Origin of the sequence: Xanthomonas sp. D-99, from assembly GCF_017746145.1 — a bacterium.
In the GTDB taxonomy this organism is placed as follows: domain Bacteria; phylum Pseudomonadota; class Gammaproteobacteria; order Xanthomonadales; family Xanthomonadaceae; genus Xanthomonas; species Xanthomonas cissicola.
In genome coordinates this window covers 1-25,025 of record NZ_JAGHWU010000045.1, presented here as the reverse complement: position 1 = coordinate 25,025, position 25,025 = coordinate 1, and the positions used below count along the sequence as shown (strand labels likewise).

Genomic DNA, 25,025 nt, shown 5'->3' with positions numbered 1-25,025 from the left:
GGCGCGCGGCCTCAACGGCTCTGGTAGTACACCTTGTCGATGGTGATCTCCACCGGTGCAGCCGGTGGATCGGCCACCAGCATGAAGGGCTGTTTGACCGCCTGCAGATCCAGATCGTAGAAGGCACTGAACGGGATGCTCACCTCGTGCCAGGCGCCATCGCGCACCAGTCCGTACTGGTTGCCGCCAGCGGCAAAATCCACCCAGCTATCGCCGAAGCTGGTGTTGATACCGATCTTGAATGTCGACGGCGTGGTGGTCTTGACGTGCAGTTTCACTGCACCGCCAGCATACGCAGCGAGATTGCGGTAGTCGCTCTGGATGCCCAATCCAAACCATGCGCCGGCGTTGGCGCGGTAGGCCATGACACCGCCGCCTTCGAATGGCGCCTGCGCAATCGGGGTGAGATTGTTCCACAGATACAACTCGGCATCCTGGCCGAAGGTCAGCCGTGCACTGGTGTCGGCCTGTTCGGTAAACACCCCGAACCGGCCCGCGGGCACGGCATGTTGCGTGCCGACGTACAACTGCGACCCTGGGTTCTGATACAGGCGGATGTAATCGACCTCCATCTTGCCAGGAAGCGGGGCCGTCACCGCAGCAGGCGAGGTCACGCCAGTGAAGGTGCCGCCCACCGCCAGGTTGAGCAACAGATACTGCTGCTGATGGAATTCATGCAAGGAAGCGCCTTCGATGTTGGAAATCGCAAATTCGAAGTATTGCTGCCCGTCGATCGAGACGCGAATGAATTGCGGGTCCCAGGTCAATCGGTACACATGAAAATCGTCATGCAGATTCACCGGACTGGTGTAGCTGGTGTCGTAATCGGCCTGCGACCCGTTGTAGTCCCAGTGCACCGCCGCGCCGATGCGGCGGTTCGCGGTGCCATTGGCGATCGCGGCGGCCATGCCGGCCTCCATGAGGTCGATTTCGCCGCGGCCCGGCCACACGCCGATGGTGCCGAGCATCCAGTACGCCGGCCACAAACCGTTGCCCACCACCGGCGTTTTGATGCGTGCCTCCAGCGTGCCGTACGTGAAGTGCATGCGGCCTTCGGTCTTGAGCCGTGCTGAAGTGAACGGCATGCCGCCGAAGGCTTCGCGGCGTGCTTCGATCACCAACCTGCCGTTTTCGATCCGCGCATTCTCGGTGCGGCTGGTGTAGTACTGCATCTCGCCGTTGCCCCAGCCGCACAAGCCGATCTGGCATCCGTTGCCGACGTCGTAGGTCCATTTGGTACCGTCGACGGCAGGCCCGTTGAAGTTGTCTTCCCATACCAGCGTCTGCGCACTCGCGCTCGTTGTAAGCGCGACGCCAAGCAGAACCGCGAACTGCACAGTCACAGCGCGTAGTGTGTTCATTGCGAGCCTCTCCTGGTACCGAATCAAATCCGTGGAGGGGCGACGCTGAGCAGCGGCTGCCTGGGTGTCAAAGAAAATGCCGTGCGTGCTTCAGATTCGTGGTGTTCATTCCGGAATAATCAATCATTGGCATGATGCCGGTCGCAAACCCTGTCGGCGCCATGTTGCGCGGCAGCAGCCAGTGGCGCGGCGCATCGAGGAGGTGTGCCTTCCCCAATGCCGATTGCATGTCCGGACAAGCGACGCCGCGGCCGCCTCAGCCGAACTCGCTTGCAAGCGGTTGCAAGGCCGTTGTGGCCTGTGGTGCGCGTGCCCAGTGCGCATCGACGTGTCTGTGCACGATAGATGCCGCATGCTTTTGATGCGCCGGCACACGTCTTGGCGAGTGATTGCAGTCCAGTGCTTTCAACTCCGAAACCCGAGCCTCAACAACATCTGCCTTTAGAAATGGCGCATCGCCGTGCAATGCGATACGCATCCGGTACGCGCCTTGAACCTGTGGTCGCGCCGGCATGGCGACGTGACCGCCAGGCACATGAGAAATGCAACGATCGCGCCCCCCTTGCAAGGCGCGTCCGAACGAGGCAACACGGTGCCCACACGGCTGGCTGTGCCCGGCACGTAGGCCCTGTGCATTGCATCCGATCGCTCATTGCAGCTTGAGCATCACGATCGAATGCGCCGGCAGCGCCACCTTCACTGTCTTGCCCTGGACACGTGCGCCCTTGAATGTCACTGGCGCAACGGCCTGTGGCTGCGCATAGGTGTTGTACGTGGCGATCGCCGGTGCGGTCAGGATCTGTCCCTCCACCGCACGCAGCGGCAACCCTTCCACCTGCACGCTCACAGTCGCCGACGCGGTCGCGTCCAGATTGGTCAGTGCGACATACACATCGCCATCTTTTGCCTTGACCGCCGAGCCGTGTACTGCCGGCACCTGCGTGTCGCCATGACGGTATTGCGGTGTCTGCAATTGCAGCGGCAGGTGGGTGGCGTCCTGGTAGGGCTTGTAAAGCGCGAACACGTGGTAGGTCGGCGTCAGCACCATCTTGTCGCCATCGGTAAGGATCATCGCCTGCAGCACATTGACCATCTGCGCGATGTTGGCCATGCGCACGCGCTCGGCATGCTGGCTGAAGATGTCGAAGTTGAGAGACGCCACCAGCGCGTCGCGCAGGCTGTTTTGCTGCTGCAGGAAACCGGGATTGGTGCCTGGCAATGGCGCATACCAGGTGCCCCATTCGTCCACGACCAGAGCCACTTTCTTGGCTGGGTCGTACTTGTCCATGATCGCGCTGTGCTTGGTGATCAGCTCGTCCATCACCAGGGTGCGCGACAAGGTCTGGATCCACGCGGCTTCGTCGAACGTGGTCGAAGACGCGCGCGGCGGCCAGCCACCGGGAATAGTGTAGTAGTGCATGCTCAGCCCATCCATGAACTTGGTGGCCTCGCGCATCATCACTTCGGTCCAGTGATAGTCGTCGTCGCTTGGGCCAGGCGCGATCTTGAGAATCTTCTGGTTGGCCGGCGACTTGACGAAGGTCTGGTAGCGGCGAAACACATCGGCTGCGTACTCCACGCGCATATTGCCGCCGCAGCCCCATAACTCGTTGCCCACACCGAAGTAGGGGACCTGCCAGGGCGCATCGCGGCCATTGGCGCGGCGCTCGTTGGCCAGGCTCGAGCGTGTCGGCGCGGTCATGTATTCGGCCCACTGCGCGATCTCCTCCGGCGCAGCATCGCCCACGTTCCCGGCGATATAGGCCTGGGTGCCGAGCAGTTCGGTAAAGTCCATGAACTCGTGTGTGCCGAAACGGTTGGACTCTTCCACACCGCCCCAGTGCGTGTTGACCCGGATCGGGCGCTTGGCCGGCGTGCCGACGCCATCGCGCCAGTGATACTCGTCGGCGAAGCAACCTCCGGGCCAGCGGATGTTGGGGACGGCAATGGCTTTCAGTGCGGCGACCACGTCGTTGCGATAGCCGCGCGTGTTGGGAATCGGCGACTCCTCGCCCACCCACACGCCACCATAGATGCCGGTACCCAGATGCTCGGCGAATTGGCCGAACAGCTGCCGCGACACCTGCGCGCCGGGCTGGTCCACGCGCAACGTGCCGTTGACCTTGACCTCGGCAGCGAAGCTGGCCGGCACGCTGGCAATCGAGGCGGCGACGAAAACGGCGTTCAACAGCTGCCTGCGCGATGCCTGCAACGCGGGGGAAATCCACTGCATCGGGTCGGTGCTCCTGTGCTGGTCGATGGTCGGGTGGGTGCTGCTGCGATGGGAAACGCGCTGCTAGCGTAGTGCCGGTGGCCGCCCTTTGTATTGCTGCAGCGCGGCCGTTGCAGGCGGGCGCGGCAGTCGCTTCGCCGCCGCAATCGCCTCGCCTGCCAGGATGTGCGCAGCAGCATGGTCGGCAGCCACCGCATGCGGCTATGCTCGCGGGCCATCTCATCGGCAGGACCATCCATGCAGCGAGTGTTCGGGCAGTTGCCAGACGGTTTCGAGATCCACGCGCTCACGCTACGCAGCGAGGCTGGTCTGGAAGCGGAAGTGCTCACCTATGGCGGCATCCTGCATACGCTGCAGTTGATCACCGCACAGGGTGTGGTGCCGCTGGTGCTGAACCTGCCGGATCTACCCGCCTATGCTGCCGACGGCGACAGCCTCAACATTCTGGTGGGCCGCTTCGGCAACCGCATCGCCGGTGCGCGTTACACCCTGGAGGGCGTCACCCACGTGCTGGCCGCCAATGAAGGGCGTAACCAGTTGCACGGCGGGCTGCGCGGCTTCGGGCGACGGGTGTGGAGCGTGCTGGAGCAGGCGCCGGACCAGGTGCTGCTGGGCTACGACTCACCCGATGGCGAAGAGGGCTACCCCGGCAATCTGCACGTGCGTGCGCGCCTGCAGCTTCACGGGCTGAGCCTGCAGCTGGACTTCGAAGCGCGCTGCGATGCCGCGACTGCGTTGAATCTTACCCATCACCCGTATTTCAATCTGTCCGGCGACCCGCAGCTGCGGGCCGCAGCGCAGGTGCTGCGCGTGCCGGCCGATCGCTACCTGCCGGTGGATGCCGAGTCGATCCCCACGGGCGAGATCGCATCGGTGACCGGTACGCCATTCGATTTCCGCCAGCCTGCCGCGCTGGCCGACAATACCGACACGGCGCATCCCCAGATCGTCCTCGGCAAGGGCTATGACCAGTGTCTGGTGCTGGCCGCCGACGCGGACTGCGTTGCCGAGCTGTACTCCCCGCACAGTGGCGTGGCGCTGCGCATCAGCAGCGATGCCCCGGCGGTGCAGGTGTACGAAGGCCAACATCTGGATGCCCACCATCCCGGGCTGGGCCGTGGCATATGCCTGGAGCCGCAGGATTATCCGGACGCCCCCAATCACCCCAGCTTTCCTTCGACCATCCTGCGGCCGGGCGAGACCTATCGCCGCCGTATCAGCTATCGCTTTGCCAACGCGGGGCCGGGCCAGCCCTGGGACGTCGTGCCCGCCGCGCTGGATGCGTGAGGGATTTCAGCGCTGAGGGGTTAGCTGGGCTGCGTCGTGCGGGCGCGACCCAGTGCCGCTGGTCGCAGTGTCAGTTCTGAAGTTGCCAGACCTTCAGTTGCCGTAGGCCTGGGTTGCCAGTGACCTGGTGCGGCTCTATGCCCGTCGCAGGCCGCACAAGATCGATCGATGCGCGCGGGGCCAGCGCACGCGTGCGCCCAATGCGCTCAACGCGGCCCCAGCACCAGCTCGATGACGAACTTGCTGCCGAAGAACGACAGCACCAGCAGCGCCATCGCGGTCAGCGTCCAGTGCACCGCCTTGGTGCCGCGCCAGCCATTGCGCCAGCGGCCGATCAGCAGCGCACCGAACACGATCCACGACAGGATGCTGAGCACGGTCTTTTGCAACAGCCGCTGCGCCAGGAAGTCCTGCACGAACAACAGGCCGGTCAGCAGGGTCAGGCTCAACAGCACAAAGCCCACCGTGATCGTGCGGAACAGCAGCGTTTCCAGCTCGGTCAGCGGTGGCAGTGCGCGCAGCCAGCTATGGAAATCGCGCCGCCGCAGCGCGCGTTCCTGCAGCCACAGCATGATTGCCAGCAGCGCTGCGATGCCCAGCGTGGCGTAGGCCAGCAAGGCCAGCCACGCGTGCAATTCGAGTCGCCAGCCCAGATCCGCGCTGGGCTCGTGGCCGTAGGCGTGGTAGCTGGCCAACAGGATCGCCGAAAGCGGGAACACCACCACACCCACTGCCGCCATCCGTCCGCGGCCACCGAACACCGCCGTCAGCGCAGCCATGCCCAGCCCGCATAACGACAGTGCCGCGAAGAAGTGCATGTCCGGCCCGCCCGCGGTGCGCACGGCCACCAGCACGTGGTAACCGGCGTGCAACGCCACTGCAGCCAATGCGGGCGCCAGCCAGCGCGCAGGCGACTGGTTGCCATCGCGCAACACCGCCCGGGTGAGCAGCGCCGTGGCCAGCAGATACAGGGCGAACGCGATGAGAACGATTGTCATCGTGGAAGTTTCGCATGGTGGGACGGGGATTGGGGATTGGGGAGTCGGAAATCGGGAATCGGAGAAGCCTGGGCTGCGAGTCGCTTGGGTGTTTGCTGGCAGGCAGGTGGGCGGGACCTCGCAGCGGGGGCGCGCCTGATGAAGCGGGGGGGGCACCGCAGTAGAGCGCCTGTTGCTGGCCTTGCTGCCGTTTTTTGCTAGTTGCGGTGGTGGTCCAGGGGGATTGCCCGCGTCGCAGCGCGTTCGAAGAATTTCCACGGGCTACGTTGCCGGGGTGGGCCGGCCGGGCGCCGGGGCAGGCCGCCAGCCGGTGCCGCTATAATCGGCACCCGTTTCCCCTCCGCGGTCCTTTGCGCATGTTCGAGTCTCTTACCCAACGTCTCTCCGGCACCATGGAGCGCCTGCGCGGCCGCGGCCGCCTGACCGAGGAGAACATCCGCGAAGCCACCCGCGAAGTGCGCATCGCCCTGCTCGAGGCCGACGTCGCGCTGCCGGTGGTGCAGGCGCTGATCGAGCGCATCAAGGTGCGCGCAGTCGGTCAGGAAGTGCTCAAGTCGCTGACCCCGGGCCAGGCGCTGATCAAGGTGGTACGCGACGAGCTCACCGCCGTCATGGGCGCGGCCGCAACCGACCTCAACCTCAACGTGCCGGCGCCGGCCATCGTCCTGATGGCGGGCCTGCAGGGTGCAGGCAAGACCACCACGGTCGGCAAGCTCGCCAAGCACCTGAAAGAAAAGCGCAAGAAAAAGGTCATGGTGGTCTCGGCCGACATCTATCGCCCGGCCGCGATCGAGCAGCTCAAGACCCTGGCCGAACAGGTCGGGGTGCTGTTCTTCGCCTCCGATGCGTCGCAGAAGCCGGTCGACATCGTGCGTGCCGCCATCAGCGATGCGCGCAAGTCCTTCGTCGACGTGCTGCTGGTCGATACCGCCGGTCGCCTGGCGATCGATGCGGCGATGATGGACGAGATCAAGACGCTGCACGCCGCGGTCAACCCCACCGAAACCCTGTTCGTGGTCGATGCCATGACCGGCCAGGACGCGGCCAACACCGCCAAGGCCTTCGGCGAGGCGCTGCCGCTGACCGGCGTGGTGCTGACCAAGACCGACGGCGACGCCCGCGGCGGTGCCGCACTGAGCGTGCGCTACATCACCGGCAAGCCGATCAAGTTCGTCGGTACCGGCGAAAAGACCGACGGCCTGGATGTGTTCCATCCCGACCGCGTCGCCAGCCGCATCCTGGACATGGGCGACGTGCTGTCGCTGGTGGAGCAGGTCGAGCACAGCGTCGACCAGGAAAAGGCCGCCAAGCTTGCGGCCAAGGTCGCCAAGGGCAAGAAGTTCGACCTCAACGACATGAAGGAACAGCTCGAGCAGATGCAGAACATGGGCGGTATCCATGGGCTGATGGACAAGCTGCCAGGCATGGGCCAGATCCCGGACAACGTCAAGCAGCAGGTCACCGGCAAGGAAGTGCCGCGCATGATCGCCATCATCAATTCGATGACCAAGAAAGAGCGGCGCAACCCGGCGCTGCTCAACGGCTCGCGCCGTGCCCGCATCGCACGCGGTTCGGGCATGCAGCCGGCCGACGTCAACAAGCTGATGAAGCAGTACCAGCAGATGGAAAAGATGATGGGCAAGCTGGCCGGCGGCGGCATGAAGGGCCTGATGCGCAACATGAAGGGCATGATGGGCGCCATGGGCGGCCGCGGCGGCATGCCGTTCCGCTGAGCAACCTGCGCACGCCGCGCCGCGAAGCCATTCGCAGGCCCTCAGTGCGTGCATCGTGCGCTGGCCTTGTGCTTGCGTGGCAGGCCACATCAGCGTAGGCGGCCGTTACGTCAGGTCTCGTCCTCTGGCGGTGCAACCTGCGGGTTGTCGCATGTATCACCGCCCGTTTGCGTGGCGCGTGCAGACGTATAGACGGCACTGTTCACTGCTGAAGACGCGGGCGACGCCAGCGGTGCCGCGCAGGCGATCGCTCGTCTGGCACAGCTCGACGCAACAGCTCCATCATCCGTTGCCACTGCCCGGTCAATGCGCCGATCGCATGCGAGGCGAGGGACGTCTGCTCAAGCTGTTCCGTGGACCGGAGCTGGACCATGCGTGGCGAGCGCAATGCCGGCTGGTTGCACGCAGCGTACCTGTCCTGCCGATGGCGATGAGGGCCTGCAATTGCGGCTATTCGGGCCACCGGCACGTCGCACCCAAGCGGCTTCGGCGTTTATCGATTTAGCGCTTGTGAGGCGCTTGTCTACAGCGTCGCAGCGCCGGCGTGCTTCGCGTTGGAGAACGTCTGGGTCGAAGAGTGGTAACGGCAACGCATGCCGATGCCGGCGCATCAGGCGCAGCGACCATCTGCGGCGCAGCCGCCAGACCGGCGCGGCAGGTGCCCGTGTCTGTGCCGGCATCAGCGTCTGCCCATCGCGGTTACCATGCGCCATCTCATGGTGTGCGAAGTGATTGATGACCAGATTTTCCAACGTCGATGCCTTCCAGCAGCGCTTTGGGCTGCGCTTGCCGATCCTGCTCAGTCCCATGGCCGGCGCCTGCCCGGTGCCGTTGTCGGCGGCGGTTGCCAACGCCGGTGGCATGGGCGCGATGGGGGCCGTGTTATCGCAGCCGCACGACATCGTGGCGTGGATGGCGGCATTCCGTGAAGCCAGCGCAGGGCCTGCGCAGATCAATCTGTGGATTCCCGACCCGGCACCTGCGCGCGATGCGGCCACCGAAGCGCGCCTGCGCGCGTTTCTTGCGCAGTGGGGGCCACCGGTGCCGGAGACGGCGGGCGATGCGACACCTGCCGATTTCGACGCGCAATTGGATGCCTTGCTCGCCGCGCGGCCAGCAGTCGCTTCATCGATCATGGGCGTGTTCCGGCCCGATCAGGTGGCACGTCTGACGAATGCCGGGATCGCCTGGTTCGCCTGCGCCACCACATTGGACGAAGCGCTTGCGGCGCAGGCAGCAGGCGCCGATGCAGTGGTTGCGCAAGGGGCCGAAGCCGGTGGCCATCGCGGTGCGTTCGAGGCCGGTCGCGCCGCGCAGCAGATGACCGGGCTATTGGCGTTGTTGCCGCGTCTGGTCGATCGTCTCGATATCCCGGTCATCGCGGCCGGCGGCATCGCCGATGCGCGCGGCATTGCGGCAGCGCTGACCTTGGGCGCAAGCGCCGTGCAGATCGGCACCGGCTTGCTACGCGCGCCCGAAGCTGCATTGCCGAGCGCCTGGGCCGATGCGTTATCTCAGGCAGAGCCGGAGCACGCCCAGCCAACCCGTGCGTTCTCGGGCCGGTTGGGGCGCGCGCTGACCACGCCGTATGTCCGTGCAGCAAACGCTGCAGACGCACCGCCACCCGCGCCATACCCGGTGCAGCGCGGGCTCACCGCACCGATGCGCCAGGCCGCTGCGCGCGACAACCGCCTGGATGCGATGCAGGCCTGGGCCGGCCAATCCGCCTGGATGGCGCCCGCACAACCGGCTGCGCAGGTCGTGACGCAGTGGTGGGAACAGGCGCAGGCGTTGTTGTGCCGTTGATCTTCTGCAATGGCATCGCCGCTACCGCGCAGCAGCTCGGTGCCGCGGCGTTGAACAATTACGGTCACTTCACCACGTTGCAGGTGCGCGATAACGCTGCACTTGGTCTGGACCTGCATCTGCAACGTCTGCAGCACGACAGCGCAGCCCTGTTTGGTGCTGCTGCCGATCCCGACGCCATTCGCGCGCAGTTGCGCGTTGCGTTGTCGGCTGCCGGCAGCACCGATGCGAGCGTGCGCATTACGGTGTTTTCGCAGGAGTTCGACCTGCGCGATCCATCGCGCGCTGTCGCACTGGATGTGTTGACCTCGCTCTCGCCCGCCGCGCAGATGCCAGCGATCGCTGTGCGCGTGCAGCCGGCCAATTACGTGCGCGAGCAGCCGCTGTGCAAGCACGTCGGCACCTTCGCGCTGCTGCAGCTGCGCCGTCAGGCAATGCTTGCCGGGTTCGACGATGCGCTGCTGATCGATTCGCAAGACCGGCTCGTGGAGGGTGCGTTCTGGAATCTGGGCCTGTGGCAGCAGGGCAGGGTCGTGTGGCCGCAGGGGCCTGCCCTGCCCGGCACCCGGCAGCGTCTGTTGCAGGCCGGGCTGCAAACGCTTGGCATCGAGCAGGACGCGCGCCCGGTCACGCTGGGCGAGCTCCAGGCATTCGATGGCGGCTTCAGCTGCAATGCGCGCGGGCAACAAGCGTTGGCGGCGGTCGGGTCTGTGCAGTGGCCGGACGCCGCCGCCCAGCTGGCGATTCTGGAACGGGCGCTGCAAACCCAAGCCTGGCAAGCGATCTGAGCGTTTCAGGGGCGACTTGGCTTCGCTGCCGGAGCCCGTTATAATCGCCGGCTTACCGCGCCACTCTGGCGACTGGGCAACTCAGGAAAACAACACCATGGTCAAGATCCGACTGACCCGCGGCGGCGCCAAGAAGCGTCCGTTCTACCACATCATCGTGACCGACGTGCGCAGCGCGCGCGACGGCCGCAACATCGAGCGTCTGGGTTACTACAACCCGGTTGCCCAGGGCGCAGAACCGCGCATCGTGCTGGACGTCGCACGCGTCGACCATTGGGTCGGCAACGGCGCGCAGCTGACCGACAAGGTGCGTAACCTGTATCGCGAAGCCAAGTCTCAGGCCGCTGCGGCCTGATCTTGAGGGCCGGGTATCGCTACCTGGCCCAGAGTCGACGCAGATGAAGCAGACCGAGCGCCGCATCCTGTTAGGCAGGATTGTCGGCGCTTTTGGTGTCAAGGGTGAGCTGAAGCTCGAATCCTGGACCGAGCCACGGACCGCCATCTTCCGGTATCAGCCGTGGATCGTGCGCACGCCGTCCGGACAGGAGTCGGTGGTCAGCGGCGTGCGCGGGCGCGATCAGGGCAAGAATCTGATTGCGGTGTTCCCCGGCGTCACCGACCGAGACACGGTCGAAGCCATGCACGGGACTGAAATCTACGTCGCGCGCAGTGCGTTGCCGCCGCCCAAGCCCGACGAATATTACTGGGTGGATCTGGAAGAATTGCAGGTGGAAACCGTCGAAGGCGTCAAGCTGGGCACGGTGTCGCACCTGTTCTCCACCGGCTCCAACGACGTGGTGATGGTGCGTGGCGATCGCGAACGGATGATTCCGTTTGTGTTTCCGGATTTCGTCAAGTCGGTGGATTTCGAGGCCAACCTGATCGTGGTGGACTGGGATCCGGATTTTTGATCAAAGTGGTGCTTCGGCGCTGCTCTTGCTCTCTCCATTCCCCAACCCGGCTCCGATTCTCCAGTGCGCATCGACGTCATCAGCCTGTTCCCCGAGTTCATCGCGCAATGCGCGGCGTTCGGCGTGGTCGGGCGGGCGCAGGAGCGCGGCTTGCTGGAATTGCAGGGCTGGAACCCGCGCGAGCATGCGCAGGGCAACTATCGCCGCGTGGACGACCGTCCGTTCGGTGGCGGGCCCGGCATGGTGATGCTGATCGAGCCGCTGCGGGCCTGCCTGGATGCGGTGCAAGCGGCAGACGCGCGGCCAGCGCCGGTGATCTATCTCAGCCCGCAAGGGCGGCCGCTCACGCAGGTGCTTGCACGCGAGTTGGCGCAGTTGCCGCGCATGGTGCTGGTGTGTGGCCGCTATGAAGGCGTGGACGAGCGCTTTCTGGCGCAGGCGGTGGATATGGAAATCTCCATCGGCGACTACGTATTGTCCGGCGGTGAATTGGGTGCAGCGGTTGTCGTGGACGTGGTGGCGCGGTTGCAGGACGGTGTATTGAACGACGCCGAATCTGCCGCCCAGGACAGTTTTGAAGGCCCGCAAGGCCTGCTCGATTGCCCGCATTACAGCCATCCGGCAACCCATGCATGGGGCGATGTGCCGGATGTGCTGCGATCAGGCAACCATGCGGCGATTGCGCGCTGGCGCCGGAAGCAGTCGCTGGGACGGACCTGGTTGCGCCGCCCGGACCTGCTCGACGAGGCGGGGCTGGAGAAGAACGATCGCCGTCTGCTGGACGAGTTTCGCCGCGAACTCGCCCCGGGTGACGAGAAATAAGGGCTTACCCCTAGCTCTTGCAAGATTGATTGAGGTACAATATGCGGCTTGCTGGCCAGCCTTGCGTCTGGCCCTCCTACGAACCTCGAGCAATCGCCGTGCGGCGACTGCCGGTCCAATATCACCAGACACGCGGTGCCCACCATGAGCAAACTCAACAAGACCATCCTGGCTGACTTCGAAGCCGCCCAGATCCAGCGCAAGCTGCCGGAATTCAACCAGGGCGACACCGTTGTGGTGAACGTCAAGGTGAAGGAAGGCAACCGCGAGCGCGTGCAGGCCTATGAGGGCGTGGTGATCGGTACCAAGAATGCCGGCCTGAACTCTTCCTTCACCGTGCGCAAGATTTCGCACGGCTTCGGCGTTGAGCGCGTGTTCCAGACCCACAGCGCCATCATCGACTCGGTCGAAGTGAAGCGTCGCGGCAAGGTGCGCGCCGGTAAGCTGTACTACCTGCGTGGTCTGGAAGGCAAGGCTGCCCGCATCAAGGAAGATCTGGCCGCCGCTGCGCAGGCCAAGGCCGCTCGCCAGGCTGCTGCCAAGGCTGAGTAAGCCATATTGGCGGGCCGGTCCCGCCACTGCCAAACAGCCGCCTTCGGGCGGCTGTTTGCGTTTGTGGGAAGGCATGTTTGGTTGCGGCATCCACGCATGATGCACGCCGCGCCTTGCGGGAATGCCTGCAGCAACCACGCGCGCTCGATCGGGAGTGGTCGGCGTGCAGAGGTTAGTACCCATGGCCCAATGACGGTTCCAGGCGCACGCGCCCGGAATGGCTGCGGACCCGGCGATACGCCTGCCGCAAACGCAACTAACGCTGCGGTGCCCGCGGCCCGCCTGGCGCGTCGGTGAGCGGGGCTGGGTCGGCGACCGGCGAGGCCGGATGCGCCGGCACTTCCGCTGCAGCCGCAAGTTCCGCCGGATGCGTGGGTGTGGTCAGCATGCGCGCCTTGCGCCAGCCGCCCCAGCGGTAATACGCCAGCGACAGCAGCATCGAACAGGCCGAACTGATCGGAAAGCTCCACCACACCGCATCGGCGCCCAGATGCGGCAGCAGCACGTTGGCCAACGGCACACGTACGCCCCACAACGAAAAGGCCAGGATCAACAACGGCGGAATCACCGCACCGGTGGCGCGGACCACACCCGAAACCACGAAGCTGACACCGAATAGCAGGAACGACCAGATCGCGATGTGGTTGAGGTGTCGCGCAACCTCCAGCGTGGCGCTGCCTTCGGGCAGAAACAGGGCCAGGGTCCAGCGATCGAACACGATCAGCAGCACGATCAGCAGGCCCGTCATCAGGAAATTGGCGGCGATGCCGGTACGCGCCACCGCATCCACGCGCGACCACAGGCCGGCGCCCACATTCTGCGCGGCCATCGACGAACAAGCGGCGCCCACCGCCATGGCCGGCATCTGCACATAGTTCCATAGCTGCAATCCTGCGCCGAACGCTGCAGCGGTTTCGGTGCCGAAGCCATTGACCAGCGACAACATGGCGATCATCGACAGCGAGATCATCACCATCTGCAGGCCCATCGGCACGCCTTTGACGATCAACGCGCGCAGGATGGCTGGGTCGATGCGAAACAGCCGCAAGTCGTTTCGGCCCAGCCACAAGACATGGCGTTTTTTACGCAAATACACCAGCAATCCGGCCAGTGCGACGACCTGCGCGATCAACGTGGCCCAGGCCGCACCGGCAATGCCCAACGCCGGAAACGGGCCGATGCCGAACAACAGCAGCGGGTTGAACACGATATCCAGCAGCACCGACAGCAATAAGAAACGGAACGGCGTGCGCGCATCGCCGGTGCCGCGCAATGCAGCCGACAGGAAGGCGAACAGATACAGCGTGGGCATCGCCAGGAAGATCACCCGCAGATAGTCTTCGGCCAGCGCTTGCGAGGCGGCGGGCGTGCCCATGGCGGTCAGCAAATGCGGCGCCAGGTACCAGCCCAGCACGGCGATCACGGCCGACAGCCCGCCGAAGAAGCTCGCGCTGGTGCCCATCACCTTGCGCGCCTGGGCGATATCGCGCGCCCCCATCGCCTGGCCGATCAGGATGGTCGAGGCCATGCCGATGCCGAACACCGAGCCGATCAGGAAGAACATGATGCTGTTGGCATTGGCCGCCGCGGTCAGCGCTTCTTCGCCGAGATAGCGGCCGATCCAGATCGCGTTGATCGATCCATTGAGCGACTGGGCGATGTTGCCGGCCATGATCGGCAGTGCGAACAACAGCAGGTTCTTGCCGATCGGGCCTTCGGTCAGGACAGCGGATTTGGGCATCGCAGTCGTATCGTCGCGCAGAAGGTGCGCACACTAGCATTGCCCGGGTGAGCCCGGATGCAGCGCACTTGCGGCTATGTGGCGTGGGGCGCGCCGATCGTGGAGCACGCTGCGCGCCTTGCCTTGCCTGGCAGCGGCATGCGAAGCTGCCTAGGGTTTGTGCCTGCATCGCAACGCGGCAGGTGGGCCTGGCGAGGATGGGGAAGCGTGTATCGGCTGGGCTGCAGCCATGGTCGGACGTATTCGACAGCTGGCCTGCTGATGCGCCGGCCGATCACTGCATCGCGGTTGGATTCCTATGGATGCGGCCATTCGTCTGAGACCCGAATGCAGGATCGCTGCGTGGCCCAAAGCAGCAAGGACGCAAAGCCCACTATGCTGTCGCGATGGTGATCCGTGCGACCCGTTTACTGCATCTGCTCGACGCCCTGCGCGGACGACGTCGGCCCGTGGCCGGTGCCCAGCTCGCCGCAGCGCTGGGCGTCAGCCTGCGCACGCTGTACCGCGATATCGCCACCTTGCGCGCGCAGGGCGCCGATATTCTCGGCGATCCCGGCGTCGGCTACGTGTTGCGTCCAGGCTTCCTGCTGCCGGCACTGAATTTCACCGAGGACGAACTGGAGGCCTTGACCCTGGGCGCGCGCTGGGTGGGGCGCCAGGCCGATCCGGAACTGGCGCAGGCGGCGCAGCGCGCGGTGGCGCGCATCACCGCCACGCTGCCCGGTACCCTGCGCGCATCGATCGAGACCAGCGGGCTGCTGGTACCCGCGGCCGATGCCGCGCAACCGGCCGCACCGTGGCTGCCGATCCTGCGTCGCGGCATCCGGCTCGAACACGTGCTGCGGATGGACTACGCCGATGCCGAAGGCGCTGCCTCGCAACGGCGGGTCTGGCCGTTCGCGATGGCCTTTCTCGGCGGCTACGGCATGATCGCCACGTGGTGCGAACTGCGCGGCGACTTCCGCCACTTCCGTGCCGACCGGGTGCTGGCCCTGGCCGACGACGGCGAACGCTATCCCTCGCGCCGGCATCTACTGATCAAGCGCTGGCGCGCGGCGACCGGCTACGGAGCCGACTGCTGACAGCAGCTGTCAGCAGGGCAGGACCAGACTGAAGGCTGTCCACCAGGAAGTCTGCCCATGTCCACCGAGATCGTGCTCTACACCCACCCGCTGTCACGCGGCCGTGTCGCCCGCTGGATGCTGGAGGAAACCGGCCTGCCGTACCGGGCGGTCATCCTCGACTACGGCATCACGATGAAGGCGCCGGACTATCTGGCGATCAACCCGATGGGCAAGGTGCCTGCGCTGCGCCATGGCGACACGGTCGTCACCGAGAACGCTGCGATCTGTGCCTACCTGGCGGACCTGGTGCCGGAGCGGCACCTGGCGCCGCCGCCGGGATCGCCGGCGCGCGCCGATTATTACCGCTGGCTGTTTTTCCTGGCCGGCCCAGTGGAGGCGCTGCTGACCGCGAAGGAAAGCGGCGTGCTGGCACCGGCACGCAGCGCCGGCTACGGCCACGAGGCGGACCTTCTGCAGACCCTGGAACAGGCGGTCGCGGGCCGCGAACACCTGGCCGGCGAGTGCTTCAGCGCGGCCGACCTGTACATGGCGGCGGTGGTGGGTTTCTACACGCGTACCGGCGTGCTGGAGCCGCGTCCTGCGTTTACCGCCTTCGCGCAACGGCATGCCGCCCGCCCTGCGGCACTGCATGCCAACGCTACCGACGATGCGTTGATCGCGGCGCATCCGAACCCGGACATGCCGCGCACCGTGGATACAACGAACAGCTAGCGGAGGCGGCGGTTCGCCGGCGGTCGTGCCCTGCGGTGCGGACCAAGCCGCACCTGGTCCTGCCCGCTTGAGTTTCGCAGCCGTGGCCCAAACATCGGGTGTGGCGCACGCCATCGTCGCCGAAGACGCCGGCAACCGAGCCGGCGTTTGCGCAAGATCGCAGCGCACGCACGCATGCACTGCGCGCTGCGCAAGCCAACGCACGACACGAGACCGCGAGACGAATGAATCTAGAGTTGGAACAGGCGAGGACGGTCAGGCTGGATGTCTGGCTGTGGGCAGCGCGCTTTTTCAAGACGCGCAGCCTGGCCAAGAACGCAGTGGAAACCGGCAAGGTAGACGTGGCTGGACAGCGTCCCAAGCCGTCGCGCGCGGTGCGCAGCGGCGAACAACTGCGTATCGACCGCGGCGGCGAAATCTTCGAGATCACCGTTGCCGCGCTCAGCGATGTGCGCGGCCCGGCGCCGGTCGCGCAGGCGCTGTACATCGAAAGCGACAGCTCGCGCGAGGCCCGCGCGCAATGGCGCCAGCAGCGCGCTGCCGAGCGCACCGGCTACCGGGCGCCCGAGGGTAAACCGGACAAGCGTGCGCGACGCCTGATCACGGCATTGGGCGATATCGACGCGTTGTAGCGCACTGTCGCAACAGGCTGCCATGCAATAGACCCGCAAACGCAAACGCCCCGGTGATTCGGGGCGTTTGCGTTACCAGGCACACGCACCTGCGTGTTGGCAGGTGGGTGTGAGTGTGGACGCTTAGGTCAGATCGAAGCGATCCAGCTGCATCACCTTGGTCCAGGCGGCGACGAAGTCGTGCACGAACTTCTCCTGCGCATCGGCGCTGGCGTAGACCTCGGCCACCGCACGCAGGATGGAGTTGGAGCCGAACACCAGGTCCACGCGCGTGCCGGTCCAGCGAAGGTCGCCGGTGCTGCGGTGGCGGCCTTCGAACACGTCCTTCGCCTCCGAGGTGGCCTTCCACTCGGTGCGCATGTCGAGCAGGTTGGCAAAGAAGTCGTTGCTCAACACACCCGGGCGGCTGGTGAAGACGCCGTTCTTGGAGTCATCCACATTGGCGCCCAGCACGCGCAGGCCGCCGACCAGCACGGTCAACTCCGGTGCGGTGAGGGTGAGCAGCTGGGCCTTGTCGATCAACAGCGCTTCGGCCGGCACTGCGTAGCGGCGCTTGGCGAAGTTGCGGAAGCCATCGGCCACCGGTTCGAGCACGGCGAAGGATTCCACATCGGTCTGTTCCTGCGACGCATCGGTGCGGCCGGGTGCGAACGGCACGGTCACCTGGTGGCCAGCGGCTTGCGCTGCGTGTTCCACTGCGGCGTTGCCGGCCAGCACGATCAGGTCGGCCAGCGAGATCTTCTTGCCACCCGATTGCGTAGCGTTGAAGTCGGCCTGGATGCGTTCCAGCGTTGCGAGCACCTTGGCCAGTTGCTCGGGCTGATTGGCCTGCCACTCCTTCTGCGGGGCCAGGCGGATACGCGCACCGTTGGCGCCGCCACGTTTGTCCGAGCCACGGAACGTGGAGGCCGACGCCCATGCAGTGGATACCAGGTGCGCCACGCTCAGGCCCGAGGCCAGGACGGTCTGCTTGAGCGCGGCGGCGTCCTGCGCATCGACCAGTGCGTGATCGACCGCCGGCACCGGGTCCTGCCACACCAACTCTTCAGCAGGCACATCAGCGCCGAGGTAGCGTGCGCGTGGGCCCATGTCGCGGTGGGTGAGCTTGAACCAGGCGCGAGCGAAGGCATCGGCGAATTGTTCGGGATGCTGCTGGAAACGCCGCGAGATGGCCTCGTACGCGGGGTCGAAGCGCAGCGCCAGGTCGGTGGTCAGCATCGTCGGGCGATGCTTCCTGGAGGCGTCGTGCGCGTCGGGAATGATGGCGTCGGCGTTCTTGGCCACCCACTGATGCGCGCCGGCCGGGCTTTTGCTCAGCTCCCACTCGAAACCGAACAGATGGTCGAAGTAATCGTTGCTCCATTGCGCAGGCGTGGTGGTCCAGGTGACTTCCAGACCGCTGGTGATGGTGTCGGCGCCCTTGCCGCTACCGTAGCGGTTATGCCAGCCGAAGCCCTGGCTTTCCAGCTCGCCGGCTTCGGGTTCGGCGCCCACGTTGTCGGCCGGGCCGGCGCCGTGGGTCTTGCCGAAGGTGTGGCCGCCAGCGATCAGCGCCACGGTCTCTTCGTCGTTCATGGCCATGCGCGCGAAGGTGTCGCGGATGTCGCGCGCAGAGGCGATCGGGTCGGGGTTACCGTCCGGGCCTTCCGGATTGACGTAGATCAGGCCCATCTGCACGGCGGCCAGCGGGTTTTCCAGGTCGCGGGTATGCGGCACCTGGCTGTCGTCGTCCTTCACCAGCACCCCGTGCGCTTCGTCCACGCCCGGCGAGCCGCGCGAATAGCGTTCGTCGCCACCCAGCCACTTGGTTTCGCGGCCCCAGTACAGGTCCTGATCCGGCTCCCAGGTGTCTTCGCGGCCGCCGGCAAAACCGAAGGTCTTCAAGCCCATCGATTCCAACGCGATGTTGCCGGTGAGAATTATCAGATCGGCCCAGGAAATGGCCTGGCCGTACTTTTGCTTGATCGGCCACAGCAGGCGGCGCGCCTTGTCCAGGCTGACGTTGTCCGGCCAGCTGTTGAGCGGGGCGAAGCGCTGCTGCCCACGTCCGCCGCCGCCACGTCCGTCGCCAATGCGATACGTGCCGGCGCTATGCCAGGCCATGCGCACGAACAGCGGGCCGTAATGGCCGAAGTCGGCCGGCCACCAGTCCTGCGAATCGGTCATCAACGCGTGCAGGTCCTGCTTGAGCGCCTGCAGGTCCAGGCGCTTGAACGCGTCGGCATAGTTGAACGACGGGCCCAGCGGGTTGGATTTGCTCGAATGCTGGCTGAGCAGATCCACGCGCAGCTGCTTGGGCCACCAATCGCGATTGGTGGTTCCGGTACCGACGACGGCGTGGTTGAACGGGCACTTTGCTTCGGTGGTCATGGCAATACCTGTGTGCAGGAGCACTTGGGGAGCTGCGTGCCGAAGGTGCCGGCACGTGCTGGTGGAATCGAAATCGCGGGCAGTGCTTAAGACTGAGTCATCAGGAATGGGGACTTGCGTGCGATGTGGGCTGCGCATGGTCGCCTCGGTTGCCGATGCTAGCGCCTGCCTGGGTAGCCCGGAATGCATCGACGGGCAGTCTGGTAAGGAGCGCAAGCAAGCGCATGAGGCGGACTCATCGTGGTGGCGTTCGCACACGATAAAGAGCATCGATCATTTGGTGAATTCGAATTATTCAACCATATCGATAGTGTGCTGCTATGGATAGCACGCCAGTGCCCGACCAGCGTGCCGCACGCTGATCGCGGCGGAGTTGCAGGCCATGGACACGTTCCTGCAACGGATGCACGCAAAGGATGCAGGCAATGGATGCATGTGATGATGCGTCGGAAACTCAGCGTCTCAGCGTTTGCCGAACAGGGCGCCGCCGAGCTTCATGACATCGCCCAGGCCCAGTTGCCCGTCGCCGTCCTGGTCCAGCACGCTGGTCAGTAACCCGCCGGCGGCGGGATGGCTGCGTACCTGCTGATGCTCCTGGGCCAGCGCAGGCCCGAGCCGGCTGCTGGATGCGGCATCGCCGCCCAAAAAGCGCTTGGCCAGATACGCCATCACGATCGGGGCAAGCAGTTGCAGCAACTGACTGGCCTTGCTGGTCTCCAGCCCGGTGGCCTGGCCCAGGCCGGCAGCGGCCTGCGGTGCCTTGTCGCCGAACAGATGGCCGACGATGCCGGCACCGTTGCCCTGCGCGCCGGTGGCCGAGCCACCCAACAGTGAGCCGAGCAAGCTGCCGAGATCCGGGCTGGCAGCATGGTCGCGTTGCAGTGCGCCCAGCAACGCTTCGGTGCCACCGGCCTGCTGGCTATTGCGGCCCAGCGCGCCCATCAGCAGCGGCAGCGCGGCCTGCACTGCCGACCGCGCCTGCTCTGGCGCAATGCCCAGGCGGCCGGCGAGCTGCTGCAGCTGCGGGCCCTGCAATTGCGCAGCAAGTTGATCGGTCAATGAAGCGGATGTGGTCATCGGAAGGTTTCCTGTCTGGCGAAGCCTTGCGGCAGGGTGCGCCCGTCGCGCCGACAGATCAATCCAGCGACCTGCACACGCGCCACGATGCAGGACTGGGCAACCACGCAACGATGCGGTCACGACGTCCAACTCCGCGAACAAATCCCGCAAAGCAGCATCCAAAATCGATCCCCAATTCCTGCAGGACAATGCATCCGCAAGCGCAGCAAGCGCAACTCACGCAGCTACGCTCTTACGATTCCCGATTCCCGATTCCCGATTCCCGATTCCCGATTCCCGATTCCCGATTCCCGATTCCCAAATCCCAGCTCTCAAAGCAACGCCTTCAACCGATACAGCGCCTCCAGCGCCTGCTTGGGCGTGAGCTCATCCGGGTCGAGCGCCTGCAAGGCTTCCTGTGCAGCGGAGGAGGGTGCGGTGAACAGTCCGAATTGTTGCGGCGCATCCAGTGCGGTGGGCGCCATCTGCGCGCTGTGGCTTTCGCCACCGCGTTGTTCCAGTTCCGCCAGGCGCCGGCGCGCCTGCGTCACCGCCGCCTTGGGCAGCCCGGCAAGTGCGGCCACCTGCAGGCCGAAACTGCGATTGGCCGGCCCATCTTTCACTGCGTGCATGAACACCAGACGCTCGCCGTGTTCGACCGCGTCCAGATGCACGTTGGCGATACCGCTGGCGCCACCGGCATGCGATGCGTCGGCCAGTGCGGTGAGCTCGAAATAATGCGTGGCAAACAGCGTGTAGCAGCGATTGGTCTGCGCCAGATGGCGCGCGACTGCATCGGCCAGTGCCAGGCCATCGTAGGTGGAGGTGCCGCGGCCGATCTCGTCCATCAGCACCAGCGATTGCGGCGTGGCGTGATGCAGGATGTAGCTGGTTTCGGCCATTTCCACCATGAAGGTGGACTGCCCGCGCGCCAGGTCGTCGCCGGCGCCGATGCGGGTGAGGATGCGGTCGATCGGCCCGATCACCGCACGGCTGGCCGGCACGTAGCTGCCGATATGCGCCAACAACACGATCAGGGCGTTCTGCCGCATGTAGGTCGATTTACCGCCCATGTTCGGGCCGGTGATCACCAGCATGCGGCGATCGCTGTGCAGGTCCAGATCGTTGGGTTCGAACGGTTGCTCGCGTACCGCCTCCACCACCGGGTGACGGCCGCGTTCGATGCGCAGGCAGGGAGTGCTGTCCAGTTCCGGCTGCGACCAATCCAGTGCTTGCGCGCGCTCGGCAAAGCCGGCCAGGACATCCAGTTCGCTGAGTGCACCTGCGCAGCGCTTGAGACCTTCCAGCTCGGTACCAAGCGCGTCGAGCAGACCTTCGTACAGCAGTTTTTCGCGCGATAGCGAACGCTCGCGCGCGGACAGCACCTTGTCTTCGAAACTCTTGAGTTCTTCGGTGATGTAGCGCTCGGCGTTGGTCAACGTCTGCCGGCGGCTGTAGTGCAACGGGGCTTTCTCCGCCTGGCCCTTGCTGATCTCGATGTAGTAGCCGTGCACGCGGTTGTAGCCGACCTTGAGCGTGGCGATGCCGCTGCTGGCGCGCTCGCGTTGTTCCAGGTCGATCAAGAATTGATCGGCATTGGTGGACAAACGACGCAGCTCATCCAGATCGGCGTCGTAGCCGGTGGCGATGACGCCGCCGTCGCTGAGCTTGAGCGGCGGCGTCTCGGCCACCGCGCTGATCAACAGATGCGCGGTGGCATCGTGCTCGCCAAGTTCGGCATGCAGCGTCTGCAGGCGCGGCGAATCCAACGGTGCCAGGATTGCGCGCACCTTCGGCAATAGCGCCAGGCCATCGCGCAAGGTGGAAAAATCGCGCGGCCGCGCCGAGCGCAAGGCCACGCGGGTGAGGATGCGTTCCAGATCGCCGAGCGCACGGAAGGCTTCGCGCAGATCGGCATCGGCAGCTGCATCGATCAACGTGCCGACCGCATGGTGGCGCTGCACCAGCACATCGCGCAGGCGCAGCGGACGGTGCAGCCAGCGCCGGAGCAGACGCCCACCCATCGGCGTGACGGTGCTGTCCAGTACGCCGAGCAAGGTGTTGCGGGTATCGCCATCTACGCGGGTGTCCAACTCCAGATGCCGGCGCGTGGCCGCGTTCATCGAGATGGCCTCGCTGGCCACTTCCATCGCGATCGAGGTCAGGTGCGGCAAGCGCTGTTTCTGGGTCTCTTCGACATACCCGAGCAATGCGCCGGCGGCCGCCGTGGCGCAAGGTTTGTCGTCGATGCCGAAGCCGGACAGATCGTGCAGTTTGAAGAACGCCAGCAGCTGGCGCCGGCCGCTGTCGGCATCGAACAACCACGGCGGCCGGCGCCGCACGCCGATGCGCCCGCGCAGGAAGTCGGGCCAGTTGTCTTCGTCGGGCACCAACAGCTCGGCCGGTTCCAGACGCGCGATTTCCGCTTCCAGCGCATCCACGCTGTCCACTTCATTGACCAAGAAGCGCCCGCCGGCCAGATCGGCCCAGGCCAGGCCGTAACCGTGCTTGCTGCGCGAGATCGCCATCAACAAGGTATCGCGGCGCTCGTCCAGCAGCGCCTCGTCGGTGACCGTGCCGGGCGTGACAATGCGCACCACCTTGCGCTCGACCAGCCCCTTGACCAGCGCCGGGTCGCCGATCTGCTCGCAGATCGCCACCGACTCGCCCAGTGCCACCAAGCGCGCCAGATAGCCTTCATACGCATGCACCGGCACCCCGGCCATGGGAATCGGCGCACCGCCGGAGCTGCCGCGCTGGGTCAGGGTGATGTCGAGCAGCCGCGCGGCCTTGCGCGCGTCGTCGTAGAACAGCTCGTAGAAATCGCCCATGCGGAAGAACAGCAGCAGATCGGGGTAGTCCGATTTGGCTGCGAAGAATTGCTTCATGGCAGGCGTATGTTCTTGAGGGGCCTTGCCAGGCTTAGAAATGTCTGAGGAAACAATCACTTATGAATTTGCTCTGTAACGGAACTGACGGTCAAAAGAGGGTTGTTGCGGGCAGTAGCGGTCTTTTTTGTTGCGACCGTGTTGCGACGATTCAAAGCGAGACCCAATTTGGCATGTTGCGACGATTTCGCATGGTAAGAAAAGCGTATGTTGATGTTGCGACGTGGGTTGCAACCGGCAGCACTCGCATGACAGCAATGGAGGATGCATGAGCAAGACGTCGGAGTTGCCAGATCTGCCGAAGAGGCGCGGGTCGCTCAAGTTTAAGCTGACCTACGCCCAAATCCTGAGCCTGTCGGTGGATCGGATACCCGTGCTGGACAAAGCGGGCAAGGTCAAGCTGGTGGAGCGGGACCCTGAAGAGGCCGGCGAACCCTACCGCTTGGTGGACGGAAGTGACAAGGCTCCCTCCGGTTTTAGTTTTCGGGTAGGGAGAACCAAGTCCACATACGAGGTGGTCAAGCGTGGGCCGACGGGCATCCGCCGTTTTTCCTTGGGCAACGTCACCGACATGGGGCTGGACGAAGCCTACGAGGTAGCCAAGGGGCACTTGTCGATGCTCAGGCAGACCGGGACCAATCCGGTGCAACAGGAGCGCGCAGAACTCCGAGCCAAGCGTCGAGACAAGCGCTCGGAAGACATCACGCTTCGGCAATGCATGGAGCTCTACATCGAGCGCATGGGAGAGCGGGCCAAAAAGAAGAAGGTGAAGCAGGTCAGTGTCGAGGCTGTCCGCAGTAGCTTGGCTCGTTTGGAGCGACCCGAGGTGGGCCTGGCCGATCTGAAAATTCGGGACACGCGAACAGAGGACGTGGTGCGGGGATACGATGCGTTGCGCAAGAGCGCCATGCTTCGCTCCAACCGTATCCCGACCGCCATGCGTCAGGCCTTGGCATCCCACGACGACTGGGCCCAGCTTTCCACAGCTCAGCTTGGAGAACTGGGCATCGCCGGGAAATACATTCAACGGGTGAGGGCCGCAGGACTCGCCGCTGCCGAGCACACCTTCACCGATGCAAAGCGCTCCGTGGACCTGTTCAACGAAGTGGAACAAGAACAGGCACACGAGACTCGACGGGAACCCAAGATAATCTACAACCCGTTCCAGGCCATCTACAGCAAGGATCTACTTCGCGGGGCTCAGGACCTGCGCAACCACTACAGCCGGGCTGAGGTGCGCAATCCGTTGGGAGATGACACGCTGCCCAAGGTGATGAAGGTCATCCTGGCTCGCCGGGATGAGCAGGGCGGTTTGAATGCCGCCGGTGCCGATTACCTGCTGCTGACTTTGTTGTGGGGCACCCGGCGCAGCGAAGCAGCCGCGTTGCGGTGGTTCGACCGGTGCACGCCGGGAGAGCTGACTCAGCGTGAGGTGTCATGGGTGTCGTTGACGCCACCGGGGCAGATCAATCCTTTCACCCGCCGCGAGGGGTCGCAGGTCTACTTGTTCGACACCAAGAACGGAGACGAGCGCTATTTGCCAGTGACCTATTTCGCCGAGCAAGTGCTTCAGCGGCGTCTGGAGGAGCGCTTGGACGATACCGAGGCGAAGAAGGAGGTCGCGACCATGGAAGGCTTGCTTCGAGCAGCTAAAGCCAAAGGAGCCAGACGGGAGCTGATCAAGGGATTGGAGGCAGAATTGGAGAAGGCCCGCCATGCCCTTGACCGAACCCGCTACGTCTTCCCGGCGCGTTCGAGCCGCAGCCGCTCGGGGCACTACTCAGACAGCAAGAGCATCGTGGCCAATGTCCGGCGCGATGCGGGTTTGTTGAATCTCAGCGAGGACATCGACATCGGACTGACCCCGCACGACCTCCGTCGGACGATGGGGCGCTACGCGGCGCATTTGTTCGGAGAAAGCCGCATCGTCTCGCAGCTCTTGCACCATCACACCCGCGGGCAGGGCCAGGACAGGATGGCCGCGGTGTCGGAGCGCTACACCGAGCAGGAGTGGTCCAAGTTGCGATGTCAACAACAACTTCAAACTG

20 protein-coding genes are annotated in these 25,025 nt (G+C 65.0%); 12 read left to right on the top strand and 8 right to left on the bottom strand.

Annotated elements, in window-relative coordinates; genetic code table 11:
* Positions 1-11: 11 nt before the first annotated feature.
* The 3 genes from J7360_RS15550 to J7360_RS15540 all read right to left on the bottom strand — a co-directional run bounded on the left by J7360_RS15550 (position 12) and on the right by J7360_RS15540 (position 3,594).
* Complete coding sequence (locus J7360_RS15550; RefSeq protein ID WP_209034191.1) at positions 12-1,361, bottom strand: glycoside hydrolase family 16 protein; 1,350 nt, start codon at positions 1,359-1,361, stop codon at positions 12-14.
* A 67-nt stretch (positions 1,362-1,428) separates the two neighbouring features.
* A complete protein-coding gene (locus J7360_RS15545) occupies positions 1,429-1,590 on the bottom strand; it encodes a hypothetical protein (protein WP_164673375.1) in 162 nt (53 codons plus the stop codon).
* A gap of 420 nt (positions 1,591-2,010) precedes the next feature.
* Positions 2,011-3,594 carry an alpha-L-arabinofuranosidase C-terminal domain-containing protein gene (locus J7360_RS15540; protein WP_099801387.1) on the bottom strand — a complete coding sequence of 528 codons (1,584 nt, stop codon included), beginning with the start codon at positions 3,592-3,594 and terminating at the stop codon, positions 2,011-2,013.
* Between the two features lie 237 nt (positions 3,595-3,831).
* On the opposite strand from J7360_RS15540, the gene J7360_RS15535 reads away from it, so the two are divergent.
* The gene (locus tag J7360_RS15535; protein WP_057662602.1) at positions 3,832-4,881 is read left to right on the top strand and encodes an aldose epimerase family protein; all 1,050 of its coding nucleotides are present in this window, start codon (positions 3,832-3,834) and stop codon (positions 4,879-4,881) included.
* Between the two features lie 206 nt (positions 4,882-5,087).
* Here the strand turns inward: J7360_RS15535 and ccsA are convergent, their stop codons facing one another.
* The gene (gene ccsA / locus J7360_RS15530) at positions 5,088-5,879 is read right to left on the bottom strand and encodes a cytochrome c biogenesis protein CcsA (RefSeq protein WP_022559829.1); all 792 of its coding nucleotides are present in this window, start codon (positions 5,877-5,879) and stop codon (positions 5,088-5,090) included.
* Positions 5,880-6,235: 356 nt separating this feature from the next.
* Here ccsA and ffh point away from each other — a divergent pair, with 356 nt between their 5' ends.
* The 7 genes from ffh to rplS all read left to right on the top strand — a co-directional run bounded on the left by ffh (position 6,236) and on the right by rplS (position 12,491).
* Positions 6,236-7,612, top strand: coding sequence for a signal recognition particle protein (gene ffh, locus J7360_RS15525; protein ID WP_057662599.1), 1,377 nt, complete (start codon positions 6,236-6,238; stop codon positions 7,610-7,612).
* Positions 7,613-8,347: 735 nt separating this feature from the next.
* Positions 8,348-9,418, top strand: coding sequence for a nitronate monooxygenase (locus J7360_RS15520; RefSeq protein ID WP_007967469.1), 1,071 nt, complete (start codon positions 8,348-8,350; stop codon positions 9,416-9,418).
* On the top strand, positions 9,409-10,206 hold the full coding sequence (locus J7360_RS15515) for an aminotransferase class IV family protein (protein ID WP_057662597.1): 798 nt from the start codon (positions 9,409-9,411) through the stop codon (positions 10,204-10,206). The genes J7360_RS15520 and J7360_RS15515 overlap by 10 nt, the downstream gene beginning before the upstream one ends.
* Before the next feature lie 97 nt (positions 10,207-10,303).
* The gene (rpsP, locus tag J7360_RS15510) at positions 10,304-10,561 is read left to right on the top strand and encodes a 30S ribosomal protein S16 (protein WP_003484223.1); all 258 of its coding nucleotides are present in this window, start codon (positions 10,304-10,306) and stop codon (positions 10,559-10,561) included.
* A 43-nt stretch (positions 10,562-10,604) separates the two neighbouring features.
* Positions 10,605-11,117, top strand: a complete 513-nt coding sequence (rimM, locus tag J7360_RS15505; protein ID WP_057662594.1) for a ribosome maturation factor RimM — start codon at positions 10,605-10,607, stop codon at positions 11,115-11,117.
* Between the two features lie 63 nt (positions 11,118-11,180).
* On the top strand, positions 11,181-11,939 hold the full coding sequence (gene trmD, locus J7360_RS15500) for a tRNA (guanosine(37)-N1)-methyltransferase TrmD (protein WP_003484218.1): 759 nt from the start codon (positions 11,181-11,183) through the stop codon (positions 11,937-11,939).
* A 144-nt stretch (positions 11,940-12,083) separates the two neighbouring features.
* Positions 12,084-12,491: a 50S ribosomal protein L19 gene (gene rplS, locus J7360_RS15495; protein ID WP_003484215.1), complete on the top strand. Its 408-nt coding sequence runs from the start codon at positions 12,084-12,086 to the stop codon at positions 12,489-12,491.
* Positions 12,492-12,747: 256 nt separating this feature from the next.
* Here rplS and J7360_RS15490 read toward each other — a convergent pair whose 3' ends face one another.
* Positions 12,748-14,232: an MATE family efflux transporter gene (locus tag J7360_RS15490; RefSeq protein WP_007971118.1), complete on the bottom strand. Its 1,485-nt coding sequence runs from the start codon at positions 14,230-14,232 to the stop codon at positions 12,748-12,750.
* Positions 14,233-14,618: 386 nt separating this feature from the next.
* On the opposite strand from J7360_RS15490, the gene J7360_RS15485 reads away from it, so the two are divergent.
* The 3 genes from J7360_RS15485 to J7360_RS15475 all read left to right on the top strand — a co-directional run bounded on the left by J7360_RS15485 (position 14,619) and on the right by J7360_RS15475 (position 16,660).
* A complete protein-coding gene (locus tag J7360_RS15485; RefSeq protein WP_057662586.1) occupies positions 14,619-15,314 on the top strand; it encodes a YafY family protein in 696 nt (231 codons plus the stop codon).
* Positions 15,315-15,371: 57 nt separating this feature from the next.
* Positions 15,372-16,028 carry a glutathione S-transferase family protein gene (locus tag J7360_RS15480; RefSeq protein ID WP_057662579.1) on the top strand — a complete coding sequence of 219 codons (657 nt, stop codon included), beginning with the start codon at positions 15,372-15,374 and terminating at the stop codon, positions 16,026-16,028.
* Positions 16,029-16,252: 224 nt separating this feature from the next.
* Complete coding sequence (locus tag J7360_RS15475; RefSeq protein WP_007967457.1) at positions 16,253-16,660, top strand: RNA-binding S4 domain-containing protein; 408 nt, start codon at positions 16,253-16,255, stop codon at positions 16,658-16,660.
* A 123-nt stretch (positions 16,661-16,783) separates the two neighbouring features.
* Here J7360_RS15475 and katG read toward each other — a convergent pair whose 3' ends face one another.
* The 3 genes from katG to mutS all read right to left on the bottom strand — a co-directional run bounded on the left by katG (position 16,784) and on the right by mutS (position 22,977).
* Positions 16,784-19,030: a catalase/peroxidase HPI gene (katG, locus tag J7360_RS15470; RefSeq protein ID WP_057662576.1), complete on the bottom strand. Its 2,247-nt coding sequence runs from the start codon at positions 19,028-19,030 to the stop codon at positions 16,784-16,786.
* 462 nt (positions 19,031-19,492) lie between these two features.
* Positions 19,493-20,107 carry a DUF937 domain-containing protein gene (locus J7360_RS15465; RefSeq protein WP_007967453.1) on the bottom strand — a complete coding sequence of 205 codons (615 nt, stop codon included), beginning with the start codon at positions 20,105-20,107 and terminating at the stop codon, positions 19,493-19,495.
* A gap of 314 nt (positions 20,108-20,421) precedes the next feature.
* Positions 20,422-22,977, bottom strand: coding sequence for a DNA mismatch repair protein MutS (mutS, locus tag J7360_RS15460; RefSeq protein ID WP_057662573.1), 2,556 nt, complete (start codon positions 22,975-22,977; stop codon positions 20,422-20,424).
* Between the two features lie 268 nt (positions 22,978-23,245).
* On the opposite strand from mutS, the gene J7360_RS15455 reads away from it, so the two are divergent.
* On the top strand, positions 23,246-25,025 hold a 1,780-nt coding region (locus J7360_RS15455), incomplete at its 3' end, for an integrase (protein ID WP_209034190.1).